At 71.5% G+C, this 16,536-nt stretch carries 16 protein-coding genes; 10 read left to right on the top strand and 6 right to left on the bottom strand.

Translation table 11 applies throughout. The features are described 5' to 3' along the window. Positions 1 to 292: 292 nt before the first annotated feature. From AB1K56_RS00910 to AB1K56_RS00890, 5 genes are all read right to left on the bottom strand, one after another. Positions 293 to 1,954: a sensor histidine kinase gene (locus tag AB1K56_RS00910; protein WP_371204645.1), complete on the bottom strand. Its 1,662-nt coding sequence runs from the start codon at positions 1,952 to 1,954 to the stop codon at positions 293 to 295. 136 nt (positions 1,955 to 2,090) lie between these two features. Next, complete coding sequence (locus AB1K56_RS00905; protein ID WP_371204141.1) at positions 2,091 to 2,783, bottom strand: response regulator transcription factor; 693 nt, start codon at positions 2,781 to 2,783, stop codon at positions 2,091 to 2,093. 69 nt (positions 2,784 to 2,852) lie between these two features. Continuing rightward, a complete protein-coding gene (locus AB1K56_RS00900) occupies positions 2,853 to 4,502 on the bottom strand; it encodes a DNA repair helicase XPB (RefSeq protein WP_136586620.1) in 1,650 nt (549 codons plus the stop codon). A 47-nt stretch (positions 4,503 to 4,549) separates the two neighbouring features. Further along, on the bottom strand, positions 4,550 to 6,283 hold the full coding sequence (locus AB1K56_RS00895) for a helicase-associated domain-containing protein (protein ID WP_371204140.1): 1,734 nt from the start codon (positions 6,281 to 6,283) through the stop codon (positions 4,550 to 4,552). 1 nt (position 6,284) lies between these two features. Then, positions 6,285 to 6,569, bottom strand: coding sequence for a multidrug ABC transporter ATPase (locus AB1K56_RS00890; RefSeq protein ID WP_136586619.1), 285 nt, complete (start codon positions 6,567 to 6,569; stop codon positions 6,285 to 6,287). Positions 6,570 to 6,675: 106 nt separating this feature from the next. On the opposite strand from AB1K56_RS00890, the gene AB1K56_RS00885 reads away from it, so the two are divergent. Continuing rightward, positions 6,676 to 7,059 carry a cold-shock protein gene (locus AB1K56_RS00885; RefSeq protein WP_076676768.1) on the top strand — a complete coding sequence of 128 codons (384 nt, stop codon included), beginning with the start codon at positions 6,676 to 6,678 and terminating at the stop codon, positions 7,057 to 7,059. Further along, entirely contained in the window at positions 7,043 to 7,678 is a 636-nt protein-coding gene (locus AB1K56_RS00880) for a DUF3027 domain-containing protein (protein WP_371204139.1), read from the top strand. The genes AB1K56_RS00885 and AB1K56_RS00880 overlap by 17 nt, the downstream gene beginning before the upstream one ends. Before the next feature lie 76 nt (positions 7,679 to 7,754). On the opposite strand, the gene serC is transcribed toward AB1K56_RS00880, so the two are convergent. After that, positions 7,755 to 8,876 (bottom strand): phosphoserine transaminase, encoded by a 1,122-nt coding sequence (gene serC, locus AB1K56_RS00875; RefSeq protein ID WP_371204138.1) that lies wholly within the window; start codon positions 8,874 to 8,876, stop codon positions 7,755 to 7,757. A gap of 99 nt (positions 8,877 to 8,975) precedes the next feature. Here serC and AB1K56_RS00870 point away from each other — a divergent pair, with 99 nt between their 5' ends. The 8 genes from AB1K56_RS00870 (at position 8,976) to AB1K56_RS00835 (ending at position 16,510) form a co-directional block, all read left to right on the top strand. Further along, complete coding sequence (locus AB1K56_RS00870; RefSeq protein ID WP_136586616.1) at positions 8,976 to 9,674, top strand: metal-dependent transcriptional regulator; 699 nt, start codon at positions 8,976 to 8,978, stop codon at positions 9,672 to 9,674. A gap of 349 nt (positions 9,675 to 10,023) precedes the next feature. Next, positions 10,024 to 10,830 (top strand): M23 family metallopeptidase, encoded by an 807-nt coding sequence (locus AB1K56_RS00865; protein WP_371204137.1) that lies wholly within the window; start codon positions 10,024 to 10,026, stop codon positions 10,828 to 10,830. Positions 10,831 to 11,172: 342 nt separating this feature from the next. After that, positions 11,173 to 11,670: an HNH endonuclease gene (locus AB1K56_RS00860; RefSeq protein ID WP_136586615.1), complete on the top strand. Its 498-nt coding sequence runs from the start codon at positions 11,173 to 11,175 to the stop codon at positions 11,668 to 11,670. Between the two features lie 148 nt (positions 11,671 to 11,818). Beyond that, positions 11,819 to 12,565, top strand: coding sequence for a 3-oxoacid CoA-transferase subunit A (locus tag AB1K56_RS00855; RefSeq protein ID WP_371204136.1), 747 nt, complete (start codon positions 11,819 to 11,821; stop codon positions 12,563 to 12,565). After that, the gene (locus tag AB1K56_RS00850) at positions 12,562 to 13,200 is read left to right on the top strand and encodes a 3-oxoacid CoA-transferase subunit B (protein ID WP_371204135.1); all 639 of its coding nucleotides are present in this window, start codon (positions 12,562 to 12,564) and stop codon (positions 13,198 to 13,200) included. The genes AB1K56_RS00855 and AB1K56_RS00850 overlap by 4 nt, the downstream gene beginning before the upstream one ends. A 3-nt stretch (positions 13,201 to 13,203) precedes the next feature. Then, the gene (locus AB1K56_RS00845) at positions 13,204 to 14,370 is read left to right on the top strand and encodes a thiolase family protein (protein WP_264631812.1); all 1,167 of its coding nucleotides are present in this window, start codon (positions 13,204 to 13,206) and stop codon (positions 14,368 to 14,370) included. A 20-nt stretch (positions 14,371 to 14,390) separates the two neighbouring features. After that, positions 14,391 to 15,158, top strand: coding sequence for an IclR family transcriptional regulator C-terminal domain-containing protein (locus AB1K56_RS00840; protein WP_371204134.1), 768 nt, complete (start codon positions 14,391 to 14,393; stop codon positions 15,156 to 15,158). 194 nt (positions 15,159 to 15,352) lie between these two features. Next, a complete protein-coding gene (locus tag AB1K56_RS00835) occupies positions 15,353 to 16,510 on the top strand; it encodes a PP2C family protein-serine/threonine phosphatase (protein WP_371204133.1) in 1,158 nt (385 codons plus the stop codon). The last annotated feature ends 26 nt before the right edge of the window (positions 16,511 to 16,536 follow it).

The following is a 16,536-nucleotide window of genomic DNA, read 5'->3' as shown; positions in this document are numbered from 1 at the left end:
TGGCCGCGCAGGTCGGCTGCGCGCGGGGGCCGCGCGGTCGGCCGCGCGCGGCTGCCGCGCCGACAAGCCGCGCGGGGGCCGCGCCGTGGCCGCGCGGGTCGGCTGCGCGCGGGGGCCGCTCCGGTGAGCGGCGCGCGGTGCGCGGTGAGCGGCGAGAGCATACGATCGGCGCGAGATCACGGGCTCCGGCGCCGTCGCGTCGTGTGTTCTCGCGCCGATCGTGTGCTTTCGCGGTGCCACGGCGCCTCCGGGCGGGGAGCCGGGGCGGGGAGCCGGGGTGGGCGTCGCGGGGTCAGGCCTCGGGGCGGTAGCCCTCGGGGAGGCGCTCGAGCGGCTGCGTCTCGATCAGGGCGTGCTCGGCGGCGTCGCGACGGTCGGCCAGGGGCAGCGAGACCCGGAACGTCGCGCCCCCGCCGGGGGTGTCGACGACCTCGACCGTCCCGTGCAGCAGATCGACGATGGATGCCACGATCGACAGGCCGAGACCGGATCCTCCGGTCTCGCGCGTGCGCGAGGTGTCGGCTCTCCAGAACCGCTGGAAGATCTGGTCCCGGATCTGCTCGGGAACGCCCTCGCCGTGGTCGATGATCTCGATCCAGCCCATGTCGTTCTCGGCATCCACGCCGATGCGCAAGCCGATGGGGGAGTCGTCGGCGGTGAAACGGCGCGCATTGCCCAGCAGGTTCGCCACCACCTGCCGCACCTTGTTCTCGTCGCCGAGGACGATCGGCGCGAGCCGCGGCGACGAGCGCGTGACGCCCGCCGGCGGCGCCACCGGGGCTTCCCCCGTCGTGGCGGCCGGGTCGGCGGCATCCTTCTGCCGACGGCGCAGGCGCGACAGCGTGGCCCCGGCGATCGCCATGGCGGAGGTGGGCGGAGCCGCCCGCCGGCGGGTGGAGGAGGTCGCCGGGTGGCCACCGGAATCGAGCAGCGGATCGAGGGTGATGGTCGGCAGCACCAGCTCGTCGCGCGAGGTGGTGTCGTCGACGGTCACCTCGCGCTGCGGCGAGGTGACGCGCAGGTCGAGGGCTGCGTCGCGCGCGATCGGGCGCAGATCGAGGGCGGTGATGGAGACGTCGCGTCTCTCGTCGAGGCGGGCCAGGGCGAGGAGGTCCTCGACCAGCGCGCCCATGCGGATCGCCTCCTTCTCGATGCGCTCCATCGACTGGGCGACGTCCTCGTCGGAGCGGATGGCGCCCATGCGGTACAGCTCGGCGTACCCGCGCATCGTCACGAGCGGGGTGCGCAGCTCATGACTGGCGTCGCCGATGAAGCGGCGCATCTGTCGCACGGTGGCATCCCGCTGCCCGAGGGCGCCGTCGATGCGCGCGAGCATCGCGTTGATCGCGGTCTTGAGCCGCCCCACCTCGGTGTCGGGCACGATGTCGGTGAGACGCTGACTGAAGTCGCCGGCCGCGATGTCCATCGCGGTCGTCTCGACCTGCCGGAGGTTGCGGAACGCGAGGGTGACGAGCCACCGGGTCAGAAGAGCGGTGGCGATGAGGATGAGCAACGCCACGAAGGCGTAGATGCCGATGTACGCGGCGACGATGCGGTCGGTGGGCGCCAGAGGCTGCACCACCATCTGCGTGTAGACCCCGGGGTTCCCGGGCACCTGCAGCACCCCGACGCGCGCCAGGAAGTGCGCGCCCGACTCCGGGTCCTCGAGTTCGATGCGCCGATCGATCTGCCCGTACGTCTGCTCCACCGTGAAGGTGGGGGGAAGCTCGGGAAGCGTCTGCGACGCGGTGCCGTTGTAGAAGGCCTCGCGGCGACCGTCGGGTCCGTAGACGACGACCATCGAGCCGATCTGCGGGGCGTTGTCGACCTGCGTGAACTCGATGCCGCCGTCGATCGGCGTCGTGGTGAAGATGCTGTTCGCGATGCTGCCCGCCGCCTGCTGGGCGAGCTGCTCGTCGAGGTTGTTCACCAGGGTGGTGCGCAGGAACACCATGGTCCCGATGCCCGCGGTGAACAGACCGATCGCCAGGAGCGCGACGGTCACGCCGGTGACCTTGGTCCGAAGGCTCAGACCGCGCCACCAGCGCGTCAGCGCATCGTCGGAGGGTGTCAGGACGGCGGCCTTCCGCTCAGGCGCTCTTGCCCGACTTCAGCATGTAGCCGAAGCCGCGCTTGGTCTGGATGAGCGGCTCGGAGGAGTGCGGATCGATCTTGCGGCGCAGGTACGAGATGTAGCTCTCGACGATGCCGGCGTCGCCGTTGAAGTCGTACTCCCAGACGTGGTCGAGGATCTGCGCCTTCGACAGCACGCGGTTGGGGTTGAGCATGAGGTAGCGCAGGAGCTTGAACTCCGTGGGGCTGAGGTCGATCGACACGTCGCCGACGCTGACGTCGTGCGTGTCCTGATCCATGGTCAGCTCGCCGGTGCGGATGATCGACTCCTCGTCGGCCTGCATCGTGCGACGCAGGATCGCCTGGATGCGGGCGACGATCTCGTCGAGGCTGAACGGCTTGGTGACGTAGTCGTCGCCGCCGGCGTTGAGGCCCTCGATCTTGTCCTCGGTCTCGTCCTTCGCGGTGAGGAAGAGGATGGGCGCGGTGTAGCCCGCGCCGCGCAGGCGCTTGGTGACGCTGAACCCGTTCATGTCGGGCAGCATCACGTCGACCACGATCAGGTCGGGTTCTTCTTCGAGCACGGCCGAGATCGTCTGCGCGCCGTTTGCCACGGCTCGCACCTGGAAACCGGCGAAGCGCAGGCTCGTGATGAGCAGGTCGCGGATGTTCGGTTCATCGTCGACGACGAGGATGCGAGGAGCTGTCATCCCCTCATTATCGTGATCCCACCCCGCAATGTGCTGGATATGGAACGGAAAGCCGCGTGCTGATATGCGTCAGGCGGCCGCGGCGTCGATCCCGTCGGCATCCAGGATCGTGTACGCGTACCCCTGTTCGGCGAGGAAGCGCTGGCGGTTCTGGGCGAAATCCTGGTCGACCGTGTCGCGGGCGATGAGCGTGTAGAAGCTCGCCGTGTGGTTCGACTGCTTCGGTCGCAGCAGGCGTCCGAGGCGCTGCGCCTCCTCTTGCCGGGAGCCGAACGAGCCCGACACCTGGATCGCGACGGAGGCCTCGGGGAGGTCGACCGAGAAGTTGGCCACCTTCGATACGACCAGGAGCGGGATGCTGCCGTCGCGGAAGCCCTGGAAGAGCTCTTCGCGCTCGGGGATGGGCGTCGCGCCGGTGATCTGCGGTGCGCCGAGCGCCTCGGCGAGCTCGTCGATCTGGTCGAGGTACTGCCCGATGACGAGAACGCGCTCACCCGGATGCCGCTGCACCAGGCGACGGGTGACGTCGATCTTCGCGGGGGCCGTGGCGGCGAGGCGGTAGCGGTCCTCGTCGGCGGCCGCGGCGTACTCGAGCCGCTCGTCGGCCGGGAGGTCGATGCGCACCTCGTAACAGGCGGCGGGCGAGATGAAGCCCTGGGCCTCGATCTCCTTCCACGGCGCGTCGAAGCGCTTGGGGCCGATGAGGCTGAAGACGTCGCCCTCGCGGCCGTCCTCTCGCACGAGCGTCGCCGTCAGGCCCAGTCGCCGACGCGCCTGGAGGTCGGCGGTGAGCTTGAACACCGGGGCGGGGAGCAGGTGCACCTCGTCGTAGAGCACGAGGCCCCAGTCCAGCGCGTCGAGCAGCGCGAGGTGGGCATACTGGCCTTTCCGCTTCGCGGTGAGGATCTGGTACGTCGCGATGGTGACCGGCTTGATCTCCTTGACCTGGCCGGAGTACTCCCCGATCTCCTCGGGCGTCAGGGTCGTGCGGCGCAGCAACTCGTCGCGCCACTGACGGGCGCTGACGGTGTTGGTGACGAGGATGAGGGTCGTCGTGCGCGTATCGGCCATGGCCCCCGCGCCGACGAGGGTCTTTCCCGCGCCGCAGGGGAGCACGACCACGCCCGACCCGCCCTCGGAGAAGGAGTCGACCGCCTGACGCTGGTAGGGACGCAGGCTCCACCCGTCCTCGGCGAGGTCGATGGGGTGCGGAGTGCCGGGGGTGTAGCCGGCGAGGTCTTCGGCGGGCCAGCCGATCTTCAGCAGCTCCTGCTTGATGTGTCCGCGCGCCCACGCGTCGACCAGGTAGCTGTCGGGGCTCGGGTGCCCGATCAGCAGGGGAGCGATGCGCTTGTTGCGTGAGACCTCGCCGAGGACCGCGGCATCCGTCGAGCGCAGCACGAGGGCGCCCTCGTCGTCGCGCTCGATCACCAGGCGCCCGTACCGGTTGACCGTCTCGCGGATGTCGGTGCTGACCGACGCGGGGACGGGGAAGCGCGACCACTTGTCGAGCGTCTCGAGCATGGCGTCGGCGTCGTGGCCGGCCGCGCGGGCGTTCCACAGACCGAGGCGCGTGATGCGGTAGGTGTGGATGTGCTCGGGTGCGCGCTCGAGCTCGGCGAAGACCGCGAGCTCGTGCCGCGCCGTCTCCGCCTGGGGGTGCGCGACCTCGAGGAGGACGGTGCGGTCGCTCTGCACGATCAAGGGGCCGTCAGACATAGCGTTCGAGTCTACCGGGGTCGCGACGGGCGCGGCGTCGCCCGGCCTCAGTCGACCGGGGCGACCGCGTCGATGTGCGACAGCGGGAGCGTTCGTTCGACGTCGGCGGCCCGGTCGCGACCGCGCAGACGGCCACCGCCCAGCCCCGTCGCCTCGAGGCGGAACACCCGCGCCGACCCGTCGGGCAAGCGCACGGTCACGTCGACGACGGCGCGTGCACGGACGGCCTGATCGAGCTCGCGCTCGAGCCACGCGGCATCCGAATCCCCCGCTCCGCTGCGCAGGCGCTCGAGGAGCGGACCGTAGGTCTCCGCGGGGTCGGGGGCCGGCTGCTCCGCGCCGGAGAGCTTCGCGCGCTCGAGGGCGCGCGGTCGACCCTCGGCGTCGACGGCGACGGCGGGGTAGTGGGCGTCGGTGAGCGCCCAGAACACGACGTCGGCCGACACGTGCGAGACGAGATCGTCGTCGTCTCGGGCGAGCGCGACCGACCGCAGCGACTGGTCGACCTCCATCGATCGGCGCAGCGTCTCGTCGTCGGTCGTCACCCGGGTGAGCTGCGTCTCGGCGTCGACGCCGACGCGTACGCGCCCGTGCTCGGCGGACGTGCGCTCGATCACGTAGGCGAGCGGCTGGGGGAGGCCCGTGAGGGAGATCTCCGTCAGGAACGCGCGGAGCGATTCGGCCGTCTCTCCGGCGGTGATCGCCGCGCCGATGGTGCCGGCGCTGAAGCGGTAGCTGGACGCCTGGGCGCGGGATTCGCGCGCCGCCATCGTGCGCAGTCGCACGTCGAGGTGCGGCGCGAGGGGTCCGGGGGCGATCGCGGTGAGGTCGTTCTGCAGGTAGACGCGGTCGACCTCGGGAGGGAGGAGGTCGCGCAGCGCGGAGGTGTCGAGGTCGCCGCCGGCGGCGAGCGGGGCCGCCCACGGGACGACGCGTCCCGCGCCGTCGAGCAGTCCCCACCGCACGAAGCGACGGATCCACAGCGCGGCGCGCTCGGGGCCCTCGGGGTCGAAGGGGGTTGCGCTCGCCCACTGCTCGCCGGGGATCCAGCCGCCGTCGGCGGACCGGTAGGCCCGCGGGAGGGCGTCGCGCAGGGCGCGGGCCGTTCGGGCCCACCGCTCGAGCGTCGGCAGGCGAAGCCACTCGCGCCCGGACGGCGACACCAGCCACGCGCGATCGTTCGCGCCCAGGAGACCCACGTCGGCCGCGAGCCCGACGAGGAGGTCGGCTTCGGCGGCGGTGGTCACCGCTCCCGCGTCGACGAGCCGGCGACGCTCCGTGGCGCCGAGGGAGCCCGAGCCGATCCGCCCCAGGGGGGACTCGAGGGTGAGCATGAGGATGTCGGCGACGCCGGCCGCGTTCGTGAATGCGGCCTCCGCCGCTTCCGAGGCCGACTCCGCGGGCGCCTCCCTGGTCGCGCCCCGAGGCGGGGACGCGGACGTCACTCCGTCCGGAAGCGCCTCGCGCACCGCGGTCGAGACGCTCGCGAACGGCACGCCGTCGTCTCCGACCAGGGCGTGGCCGACGAGCGCGTCGCGGGCCGCACCGCTCGCGGGCGTGCCCGCGACGGCGTCGAGGAGGACGAGGGCCTCGTCGCGCGAGAGGGAGGGGAGCTCTCGCGCGATCGAGAGGGGATCGAGCAGAGCCTCGGCCGCGTCGAACATGTCGCGCCACGGGCTCGAGGGCGACACGTGACGTCGCGCGAAGAGGCGCGCGAGATCGGCGTCGTCGCGCGCGCCCAACGAGACCGCCAGTGCGCGTTGTGCGGAGGTCTCGGGCACGTCAGCGGGCCTTGTTGGCCCGCGCCCTTCGGACGAAGCTCATGACGAGCACAGCGATCATGAGCGCGAAGCCGATCGGAAGGGCGAACAGCGGGATGACGACGATGACGGGCCAGGCGCCCTGCGTGAAATCGCTGACCCCGGCCGGCTGCGCGAGGATCACGATGAAGAAGCACACGATCGACAGGGCGACCAGACCCAGCGACATGAACGTCAGGATGCGGTCGATGCGTCGGACGGGGACGTCGTCGCCCGGCGTGCTGCCGCCGGTGGTGCGGGTGCTCATCGCGCTCAGCCTACTGCCTGGCGCCGGTGTCGTAGGCTGGAAGACCGGGATCCGCTCGGTTCCCGCGTTCCGCCGCGCGTTCGCGCACATATCCAGCGAGGTGTCCATGCCCACCGGCAAGGTCAGGTTCTACGACGACGAGAAGGGCTTCGGCTTCATCAGCACCGATGACGGCCAGGACGTGTTCCTGCACGCCACGGCTCTGCCCGCCGGAACCCCCGCTCCCAAGGCTGGGACGCGCCTCGAGTTCGGCGTCGCCGACGGCAAGCGCGGCCTCCAGGCCCTGTCGGTGCGCGTCCTCGACGCCCCGGTGAGCCTCTCGAAGCGCTCCCGCAAGCCCGCCGACGACATGGCGATCATCGTCGAAGACCTCGTCAAGCTGCTCGACGGCATCGGGGGAGACCTGCGTCGCGGTCGCTACCCCAACGGCCCGCACGCCCAGAAGATCGCCGCGGTCCTGCGCAAGGTCGCCGATGACTTCGAAGCCTGAGCAGGGCGAGCTCGCGCCGGTCGCCGATGAGCGTCTGACCGGCGCGCACGACCTCGCGCTCTCGGCCCTGCACGAGATCACCCCGGCCGACACGATCGGCCCCGCCGCCGGCTACACGCTCGAAGACGACGGCGTCGTCTCGCTGCGCTTCCACACGCGCCTGTCCGGATACCCGGGCTGGTTCTGGACCGTGAGCGTGGCCGTGGTCGAGGATTCCGAGCCGACCGTTCTCGAGGTCGAACTGCTCCCCGGCGACGGGGCGCTGCTGGCTCCCGATTGGGTGCCCTGGGCGACGCGACTGGCCGAGTATCAGGCGGCCCAGGCCGCTGCGGCATCCGAGGACTCCGACGACGACGCGGATGACGACGACTCCGACGACGACGACTCCGACGACGACGATGACGAGGAGCCCAAGGCGCGCTTCCACGCGGGCGACCTCGACGGCGTCGACATCGACGAGCTCGACGCGGACCACGCGCACGACGACGCCGACGAGGCGGAGTCCGAGTCCGAGGATCACGCCGCCGACGACGAGGACGACGAGTCGGAAGACGACGAGTTCGACGACGACGAGTCCGAAGACGACGACGATCGCGACGAGGGCGAACGCAGCTACTGACTTCTGCTGCACGAACTTCTCCCGCTACGACGAAGGCCGCCCCGCGAGATGCGGGGCGGCCTTCGTCGTACCGGGGTCAGGCGCCGGGCAGGTGCTCGATCGTGTAGTCGATCGCGCCGATGAGACGACGGACGTCGTCGGGCTCGATCGAGACGAAGGTCGCCACGCGCAGCTGGTTGCGGCCGAGCTTGCGGTAGGGCTCCGTGTCGACGATCCCGTTGGCGCGAAGGCTCTTCGCGATCGCCGCCGCGTCGATGCTGTCGTCGAAGTCGATCGTGACGACGACGGGGGAGCGGTCGGCGGGGTCGGCGACGAACGGGGTCGCCAGATCGCTGGCATCCGCCCACGCGTACAGGGCGGAGGACGACTCGGCGGTGCGGGCACCGGCCCACGACAGGCCGCCGTTGTCGAGGATCCAGCCGAGCTGCTCGTCGAGGAGCAGGAGCGTCGCGAGCGCCGGGGTGTTGAGCGTCTGCTGCAGCCGCGAGTTGTCGAGTGCGTTCTTCAGGCTCAGGAACTCGGGGATGTATCGACCGGATGCCGCGATCTTCTCGATCCGCTCGATCGCCGCAGGCGAGACCGCCGCGTACCACAGGCCCCCGTCGGAGCCGAGGTTCTTCTGGGGGGCGAAGTAGTAGACGTCGGCCTGGGCGATGTCGAGGTCGATGCCGCCCGCGGCGCTGGTGGCGTCGATCACGGTGAGGGCTCCGGCATCGCCCGCGACGCGGGTGACCGGGGCGGACACGCCCGTCGAGGTCTCGTTGTGCGGCCACGCGTAGACGTCGACGCCCTCGACGACCTCGGCGACCGTGCGGGTTCCGGGCTCGGCCTTGCGCACGTCGGGGGCCCGCAGCCACGGGGCGGCGGCCGCGGCGGCGAACTTGCCGCCGAACTCGCCGAAGACGAGGTTCTGGCTGCGGTTCTCGATCAGACCGAAGGCGGCGGCATCCCAGAAGGCGGTCGACCCGCCGTTGCCGAGGATGATCTCGTAGCCCTCGGGGAGGCGGAACAGCTGCGCCAGGCGCTCGCGCGTGCTGGCGACGAGGTTCTTCACCGGCGCCTGACGGTGCGAGGTTCCGAGGATCGTCGCCCCGCGGGTGACGAGCGCCTCGAGCTGCGCACCGCGCACCTTCGAGGGGCCGCACCCGAAGCGGCCGTCGGCGGGCAGGAGGTCGGTGGGGAGTTCCACGTGCGGCATGGGTCCGATTCTAGGGTCCCGCTCTTCGCGCGCCCGCGCTCGTGTCGGAGGGGATCGGTAGGCTGGGAGGACTTGCCGCGCGACATCGAGGACTGCTGAATGACCGACCTGATCGACACCACCGAGATGTACCTGCGCACGATCCTCGAGCTCGAAGAGGAGAAGATCGTGCCGCTGCGCGCGCGCATCTCCGAGCGCCTCGGCCACTCGGGTCCGACGGTCTCGCAGACCGTGGGGCGCATGGAGCGCGACGGACTCGTCGTCGTCTCGGAGGACCGCCGACTCGAGCTCACCGACGACGGACGCCAGAAGGCGGTCGACGTGATGCGCAAGCACCGTCTCGCCGAGCGCCTGCTGAGCGACGTCATCGGTCTCGACTGGGCCTACGTGCACGACGAGGCGTGCCGGTGGGAGCACGTCATGAGCGAGCAGGTCGAGCGTCGCCTGGTCGAACTGCTCGGCCACCCGACCGAGTCGCCGTACGGCAACCCCATCCCGGGTCTCGACCAGCTCGGCGACACCGCCAGCTCGACGTTCGACGACGGCGTGGTGGGGCTCGTGCGCAAGCTCACCGACGCGGGTGGTCCGATCTCGGGCACCGTCCGCCGTCTGGCCGAGCCGGCGCAGGTCGATCCCGAGCTCCTCCAGCAGCTGAAGGCGGCCGGCGTCCTGCCGGGGGCGCGCGGCGAGTACCGCTTCAACGAGGGGTATGTCCTGGTGCAGATGGACGGTGTCGACGAGGGTCTCGAACTCCCCGTCGAGGTGGCCTCGCACATCTTCCTCGTCGCCGAGGCGTGACGCGTCGGCCTGAGCGCCGAGGCTGAGCCTTCCCCGGGCATCGGGGACGGGCGGGGTCCGAAGCGTGACTTGTTCGTTATCTTCGGGTAGCCTCTGAGGGTCCACAGGCGAGAAGCCCGCCGTCGGACCCCTCGCGGTTTGCCTCATCGGCTCGTCGTCCGCAGAGGGTGAAGCCCGCACATCGTGCCCCCAAGATCGAGTGCTGACGAGCCAGCGTCATGGACGCAGAGGCGCCGGAGGAACTTTGGCTGAACATAACGATCCCGCTGCGGACCTACCCGAGGACCCCGCAACGGGCCCCACGCGAAAGAGCGCGCGCGCAGACGTCGCCCGCTCGACCCGCCGCCCCGTGACCCCGCGCATCGCCGCGGCCGCGCCGACGACGCGCCCCGCCCCGACCGGCAGTGGCTCTTCGCCGCGCCGCGTCGGCAAGCCGCTGCGCAGCGCCGTGATCCTCTCGATGGTCGCGGGCCTGGTGGCGACGGTCGCGATCCCCGCGTACGCGGCCACCGTGCCCACGACCGAGAAGGTCACGCTGCAGCAGATGTCGGCTCCCGACAACCAGTCGCTGGTCGTCGCGTCCGATGCCACGGCCGAGAGCCTCGACCGCAGCAGCTACTCCGCCACCACCGCGGAAGAGATCCAGAAGAAGAAGGATCAGGAAGCCGCTGCGGCCGCCGCCGCCGAGCGCGCTCGACAGCTGGCATCCGCCGCCGGCGCGTCGGTGTCGAACGTCGACCTGAACATGACCGCCCCGGGCTCGGGGGAGGTGCGCTGGCCGCTGACCAGCTACATCCTCGGCCGTGGCCTGTGGGACTCGGGATACCACCAGGGCGTCGACCTGCTCGCCCCCGGTGGCCAGCCGATCTTCGCCGCCGCGGCGGGCGTCGTGAGCGTGTCGTCGGAGAGCTACGGGGGCTACGGCGTCGGCATCGTCATCGAGCACGTGATCAACGGCCAGAAGGTGTCGACGACGTACGGTCACATGACCTACGGCAGCCGCCAGGTGCAGGCGGGCGACACCGTCGCCGCCGGACAGCTGATCGGCCTCGTCGGCTCCACGGGCAGCTCGACCGCGAACCACCTGCACTTCGAGGTGCACATCAACGGTTCGGTGGTCGACCCCTACGCGTGGCTGCAGCAGAACGCGGGCTGACCCTCCCCTCGTGACGGCGGCGTGCCGGAGACGATCGTTCTCCGACACGCCGCTTTCCGTTTCCCCGCGCAGCCGACCCCGGGCGTGTCGTGGTGGGTTAGCCTGTCAGCGACGTCGGAAGAACCGGAGGGAACGCCGATGAACACCAGTCCGCGCATCCGCACCATGGATGCGCTCGGGCTGCTCGTTCTTCGGCATCGTGTGTTCGGATGCCGCGGTTTCGCCGCGATCACCCAGGCGCTGTCTGTCTAGACAGCGCCTTTTTTCATACCCCTGCGTCTCTGCCGTCGTCGCGAGTCGAACATCCGAGAAGCCGTCTCGGCCATTCGAGAGGAAGCGGAAATGCGCACACTGGTTCTCAACGCGGGCTACGAGCCCCTCGCCGTCGTGTCGTTCAAGCGGGCCCTCGTGCTCGTCATGAACGACAAAGCCACGGTCGTCGAACGCATCGAGGAAGACCCCGTCTGGGCGGCTGCCGGAACCTACGACCGCCCGGCGGTGATCATCCTCACGCGCTACGTGCGGGTGCCCGGGGCCCGGCAGGTGCCGGTGACGCGTCGCGGGGTCCTGCGTCGCGACGCCCACCGGTGCGCGTACTGCGGCAAGGCCGCCTCGACGATCGACCACGTCCTCCCGCGCTCCCGCGGAGGCAAGGACACGTGGGAGAACCTCGTGGCGTGCTGCCTGACGTGCAACAACGTCAAGGGCGACCGCACGCCCCAGGAGATGCGCTGGGAGCTGCGGCTGGTGCCCGCTCCTCCGCGCGGCTCCTCGTGGACCGTCCGGGGGGTCGACAAGAGCGACCCGCGGTGGGAGCCGTATCTGGCGCTCGCCGCCTGAGCCGACGGGTCGGATGCCGTCCGGCCGGGGTCCTGCCCGGCCGGCGATTCCGCGTGCCCGCGACACGGGGCGCGGCGCTGGCCCTGGTCTCGCGAGCGGTAGCGGTGTACGCTAGGCGAATGCATGTTCGCTCAACGAACGTCGACGCATGATCGACAAGACCGTCCCCGACGTCGCGGCCGCCGTCTCCGGCATCCGCGACGGTGCGACCGTGATGATCGGCGGCTTCGGTCGAGCCGGTCAACCGGTCGAGCTCATCGACGCGCTCATCGCCCACGGGGCATCGGGGCTCACCGTCGTCAACAACAACGCCGGAAACGGGAACACCGGTCTCGCCGCCCTCCTCGCGGCGGGTCAGGTGCGCAAGATGATCTGCTCGTTCCCGCGGCAGAGCGACTCCTGGGTGTTCGACCGGCTCTACCGCGCCGGCGAGGTCGAGCTCGAGCTCGTGCCCCAGGGCAACCTCGCCGAGCGCATCCGCGCGGCCGGGGCGGGCATCGGCGCCTTCTTCACCCCCACCGGCTTCGGCACGCAGCTGGCCGAGGGCAAGGAGACGCGCCGCATCGACGGGCGCGACTACGTGCTCGAGTACCCGATCCGCGCCGACGTGGCTCTCATCAGCGCCCGCGCCGCCGACCGCTGGGGCAACCTCGTCTATCGCGAGACGGCCCGCAACTTCGGACCCATCATGGCCGCCGCCGCGACCACCACCGTCGTGCAGGTCGACGAGATCGTGCCGCTGGGATCCCTCGACCCCGAGGGCGTCATCACCCCGGGTCTGTACGTCGACCGTGTCGTCGCCGTCGGCGAGCGTCGCTGGCTCCGCGACGGCGCCTTCGTCGGCGGAGTCGACATCGAGGGCCGACCCCTGGAGTCCGAGGAGGGCACCGCATGACCACCCGCATCTCGCGCTCCGAGCTCGCCGCGCGCGTGGCATCCGACATCCCCGAGGGCGCCGTGGTCAACCTCGGCATCGGCGCGCCCACCCTCGTCGCCGACTACCTGCCCGAGGGGCTCGAGATCGTGCTGCACACCGAGAACGGCATGCTCGGCATGGGTCCCGCCCCCGAGCGCGGCCGGATCGACCCCGACCTCATCAACGCCGGGAAGCAGCCCGTCACCGCGCTCGCCGGGGCGGCCTACTTCCACCACGCGGACTCCTTCGCGATGATGCGCGGCGGGCACCTCGACGTCTGCGTGCTGGGGGCGTTCCAGGTGTCGGCCGGCGGCGACCTCGCGAACTGGTCGACCGGCGAGCCCGGGGCGATCCCCGCGGTCGGCGGGGCGATGGACCTCGCGATCGGCGCGAAGGACGTCTACGTCATGACCGACCTGCTCACCAAGGGCGGCGAGCCCAAGCTGGTCGCATCCTGCAGCTACCCGCTGACGGGCGTCGGGTGCGTCTCGCGCGTCTACACCGACCACGGCGTCTTCGACGTCACCGCCGACGGCTTCCGCGTGCGGGAGCTGTTCGGCGACAACACGCACGCCGAGATCGAGCAGCTCCTCGGCCTGGAACTGGAGTCCTGACCCATGCCCGCTTCCTTCGTCTACGACGCCGTCCGCACGCCCTTCGCGCGGCACGGCAAAGCGTTCGCCGACGTGCGCCCCGACGACCTCGCGGCCACCGTCATGGCATCCGTCGTCGAGCGCACCGGCATCGACCCCGCCCGCATCGAGGACGTGATCTTCGGCGACGCGAACCAGGCGGGCGAGGACAACCGCAACGTGGCGCGCTTCGGGGCACTCCTCGCGGGCTTCCCGTCGTCCGTGCCCGGAACGACCATCAACCGCCTCTGCGGATCGTCTCTGGATGCCGTGATCCAGGGCTCGCGCGCGATCGAGGCGGGCGACGCCGAGGTGATCCTCGCGGGCGGCGTCGAGTCGATGACCCGCGCCCCCTTCGTGGTCGAGAAGAGCCCGCGGCCCTTCCCCGCGGCGAACCAGACGATGTGGAACACCTCGATCGGCTGGCGCATGACCAACCCGCGCCTGCGGAAGGACTGGACGATCTCGAACGGCGAGAGCGCCGAGAAGCTCGCCGAGATCCACGACATCTCGCGCGAGGAGCAGGACGCCTTCGCCGCGCGCAGTCACCGCCTCGCCGCCCGGGCGTGGGCCGAGGGGCGCTTCGCCGACGAGATCGTGCAGGTCGAGGGGCACGCCCTCGCGCGCGACGAGGGAATCCGTGACGACTCCACCGCCGAGGTGCTCGCGGGGCTGCGCCCCGCGTTCCGCGCCGGCGGCACGGTCACCGCGGGCAACTCCTCGCCGATCAACGACGGCGCCTCCGCCGTGCTGCTGGGCGCCGAGGGGGCGCTGGATGCCGAGCCCCTGGCCCGCATCGCCGGGCGGGCCGCGTTCGGCAACGACCCCGACGTGTTCGGCGTCGCCCCCGTCGAGGCCGCGAACCGGGCTCTTGCCCGCGCGGGCCGGTCCTGGGACGAGGTGAGCTTCGTCGAGCTGAACGAGGCGTTCGCCTCGCAGACCCTCGCGTGCGCGAAACTGTGGACGGCCCTCGACCCCGCGCTCCTCAACGAGAACGGCGGTGCCATCGCGATCGGCCACCCGCTGGGCGCCTCGGGCGGCCGCATCATCGCCCGGGCCGCGCACGAGCTGAAGCGCCGGGGCGGAGGGGTCGCGGTCGCCGCGATCTGCATCGGGGTGGGTCAGGGCCTCGCCGTCGTCCTCGAGCGCTGACGCGCGGATAGGGTGAGGCGGTGGACGAGCAGGGTGCCCCCGAGACCGTGCAGGCCTTCGCGCGAGGCCTCGCCGTCATCCGCGCCTTCGACGCGCAGAACCGTTCGCTGACGCTCAGCGACGTCGCCCGCCGCGCCGACGTCACGCGCGCCGCGGCCGGCCGATTCCTCCGCACGCTCGAGAGCCTGGGGTACGTGCGCAGCGACGGGCGGTTGTTCACGCTGACCCCGCGCGTGCTCGAGCTCGGATTCAGCTACCTGTCGGCGTCCACCCTCCCCGACGTCGTGCAACCGCACCTCGAGGCGCTCTCGCGCGCGACCGACGAGAGCGCCTCGGCGGCCGTGCTCGACGGCTCCGACATCGTCTACATCGCCCGCGTGCCGCTGCGGCGAATCATGTCGGTGGGCATCACCGTGGGCACGCGCTTCCCCGCGACGGCGACGAGCATGGGGCGGGTGCTGCTCGCGCACGCGGACGACCGGATCGTGGATGCCGTCCTCGCGGCGCCGCTGCCCGCCTACACGCCGCAGACCCTCACCGACCCGGACGCCGTGCGCGCCGAGCTGCAGCGGGTGCGCGAGCGCGGGTGGGCGATGGTCGACGGCGAGCTCGAGCCGGGACTGACCTCGGTGGCCGTCCCCCTGCGTGCGCGCGACGGGGAAGTCGCGGCGGCCGTGAACGTGTCGATGAGCAGCGGCCGTCACGCCGACGAGGTGGTGCGCGAGCGCTTCGTGCCCGCGATGCTCCGCGAGGTCGCGGCGATGGAGGCCGACCTCCGGCTGCTGTAGCCGAGGCCCCGGTGGCCGTCTTGCGCAGAATCGCCCTCGCCGCGGATCCCCTCGATAGGGTCGGAATGTCGGCGCGATCGATTCCGCGACGACGCGGGGGAGTCTTCGAGTCGAGCTTCGTCCGCGTACGCGAGAGAGTGCCGGTCGCCGCGGAACAGCGCGGCGAGACGCCTCACGCGGAAGGACGACCCTCGATGACCACCGACACCCCCGCCCCCGCGACGGCCGCTGAGCGGACCGGCCTGCTGGACTCCCCGCCCGAGGAACGCTTCGACCGGATCACCCGTCTCGCGCGCGAACTGTTCGACGTCGACTACGCCCTGGTGAACATCGTCGACGCCGACGAGATCTACACGAAGTCGCAGCCCGAGGGGCCGCGCTTCGGCCGATCGCCGCTCGAGGCGGTGTTCTGCGGCGAGACCGTCAAACAGGACGGCCTGCTCGAGGTCGACGACGCCACCGCCGACGAACGGTTCCGCGACATCGCCGCGGTGACGGAGTACGGGATGCGGTTCTACGCCGGCTTCCCTCTGCGCACCGACGACGGGGAGGCCGTCGGCACGCTGTGCCTCCTCGACTCCGACACGCGCTCCCTCGACGCCGCGCAGCGCGCCACTCTCGAACAGTTCGGACGCTGGGCGCAGGCCGAGGTGCGCCAGAGCGACCACGAGGGGCACGCCGCAGCGGCCGATCCCGCCCCGACGCGCGACGGCCTGGACGGCGCCGAAGGCGTGCGCCTGGCAGCCCTCGCGATCCCGCACGGCGTCGTCAGTGGCGACAGCAGCGGATGGCAGCAAGTGGGCGGCAGGGTGGTGCTCACCCTCGCCGACGTCATGGGCAAGGGGGAGGCGGCCGGGGCCGTCGCCGAGGCACTGCTGGGAGCACTGCAGGCGCGACGCGACATGCAGCCGGTCGAGGCCATGCTGTCGGTGGAGGCCGAGGCCCGCTCCGACGGTCGCTACCGCGACGTGTTCGCGACGGTGTTCCACGCGGTCGTGGACGCCGCCTCGGGCGCCGTCGACTTCGTCGACGCCGGGCACGGGCTCACCCTCGTGCTGCACGCCGACGGAACGAGCGAGCGGCTCGACTCCCGCAACCTGCCGCTCGGGCTCCGGCCCGCGGACGTCGAGTGGGAGCCTGGCCGCGTGCGGGTCGGACGGGGCGACCTGCTCGTGAGCGTCTCCGACGGGGCGCTCGACGCGTACGACTCCACCCTCGAGAGCCTCCGCATGATCGGCGACGACCTGCGGGCGGCCGCCGACCCGGGTGGCTTCTTCGACGAGCTCGCCCTCAAGGTCTCGACGCACGAGGTCGACGACGACGTCACGGCCGTCGTGCTGTCGGTGCACTGACCGATCCGGATGCCGGGTCCGCGCGC

Source organism: Microbacterium sp. BWR-S6Y, assembly GCF_041379845.1.
Classification (GTDB): domain Bacteria; phylum Actinomycetota; class Actinomycetes; order Actinomycetales; family Microbacteriaceae; genus Microbacterium; species Microbacterium hydrothermale.
The sequence above is the reverse complement of the archived record's forward strand: the minus strand, read 5'-3'. Positions and strand labels throughout refer to the sequence as shown.

Bases quoted from the DNA above. Each gene is read 5' to 3' on its own strand.
- AB1K56_RS00880 (WP_371204139.1), top strand. From the start codon at position 7,043: ATGACTTCGAAGCCTGAGCAGGGCGAGCTCGCGCCGGTCGCCGATGAG.
- serC (WP_371204138.1), bottom strand. From the start codon at position 8,876: ATGCCGCACGTGGAACTCCCCACCGACCTCCTGCCCGCCGACGGCCGC.
- AB1K56_RS00860 (WP_136586615.1), top strand. From the start codon at position 11,173: ATGCGCACACTGGTTCTCAACGCGGGCTACGAGCCCCTCGCCGTCGTG.
- AB1K56_RS00845 (WP_264631812.1), top strand. From the start codon at position 13,204: ATGCCCGCTTCCTTCGTCTACGACGCCGTCCGCACGCCCTTCGCGCGG.
- AB1K56_RS00905 (WP_371204141.1), bottom strand. From the start codon at position 2,783: ATGACAGCTCCTCGCATCCTCGTCGTCGACGATGAACCGAACATCCGC.
- AB1K56_RS00885 (WP_076676768.1), top strand. From the start codon at position 6,676: ATGCCCACCGGCAAGGTCAGGTTCTACGACGACGAGAAGGGCTTCGGC.
- AB1K56_RS00835 (WP_371204133.1), top strand. From the start codon at position 15,353: ATGACCACCGACACCCCCGCCCCCGCGACGGCCGCTGAGCGGACCGGC.
- AB1K56_RS00870 (WP_136586616.1), top strand. From the start codon at position 8,976: ATGACCGACCTGATCGACACCACCGAGATGTACCTGCGCACGATCCTC.
- AB1K56_RS00855 (WP_371204136.1), top strand. From the start codon at position 11,819: ATGATCGACAAGACCGTCCCCGACGTCGCGGCCGCCGTCTCCGGCATC.
- AB1K56_RS00890 (WP_136586619.1), bottom strand. From the start codon at position 6,569: ATGAGCACCCGCACCACCGGCGGCAGCACGCCGGGCGACGACGTCCCC.
- AB1K56_RS00910 (WP_371204645.1), bottom strand. From the start codon at position 1,954: ATGGTGTTCCTGCGCACCACCCTGGTGAACAACCTCGACGAGCAGCTC.
- AB1K56_RS00850 (WP_371204135.1), top strand. From the start codon at position 12,562: ATGACCACCCGCATCTCGCGCTCCGAGCTCGCCGCGCGCGTGGCATCC.
- AB1K56_RS00900 (WP_136586620.1), bottom strand. From the start codon at position 4,502: ATGTCTGACGGCCCCTTGATCGTGCAGAGCGACCGCACCGTCCTCCTC.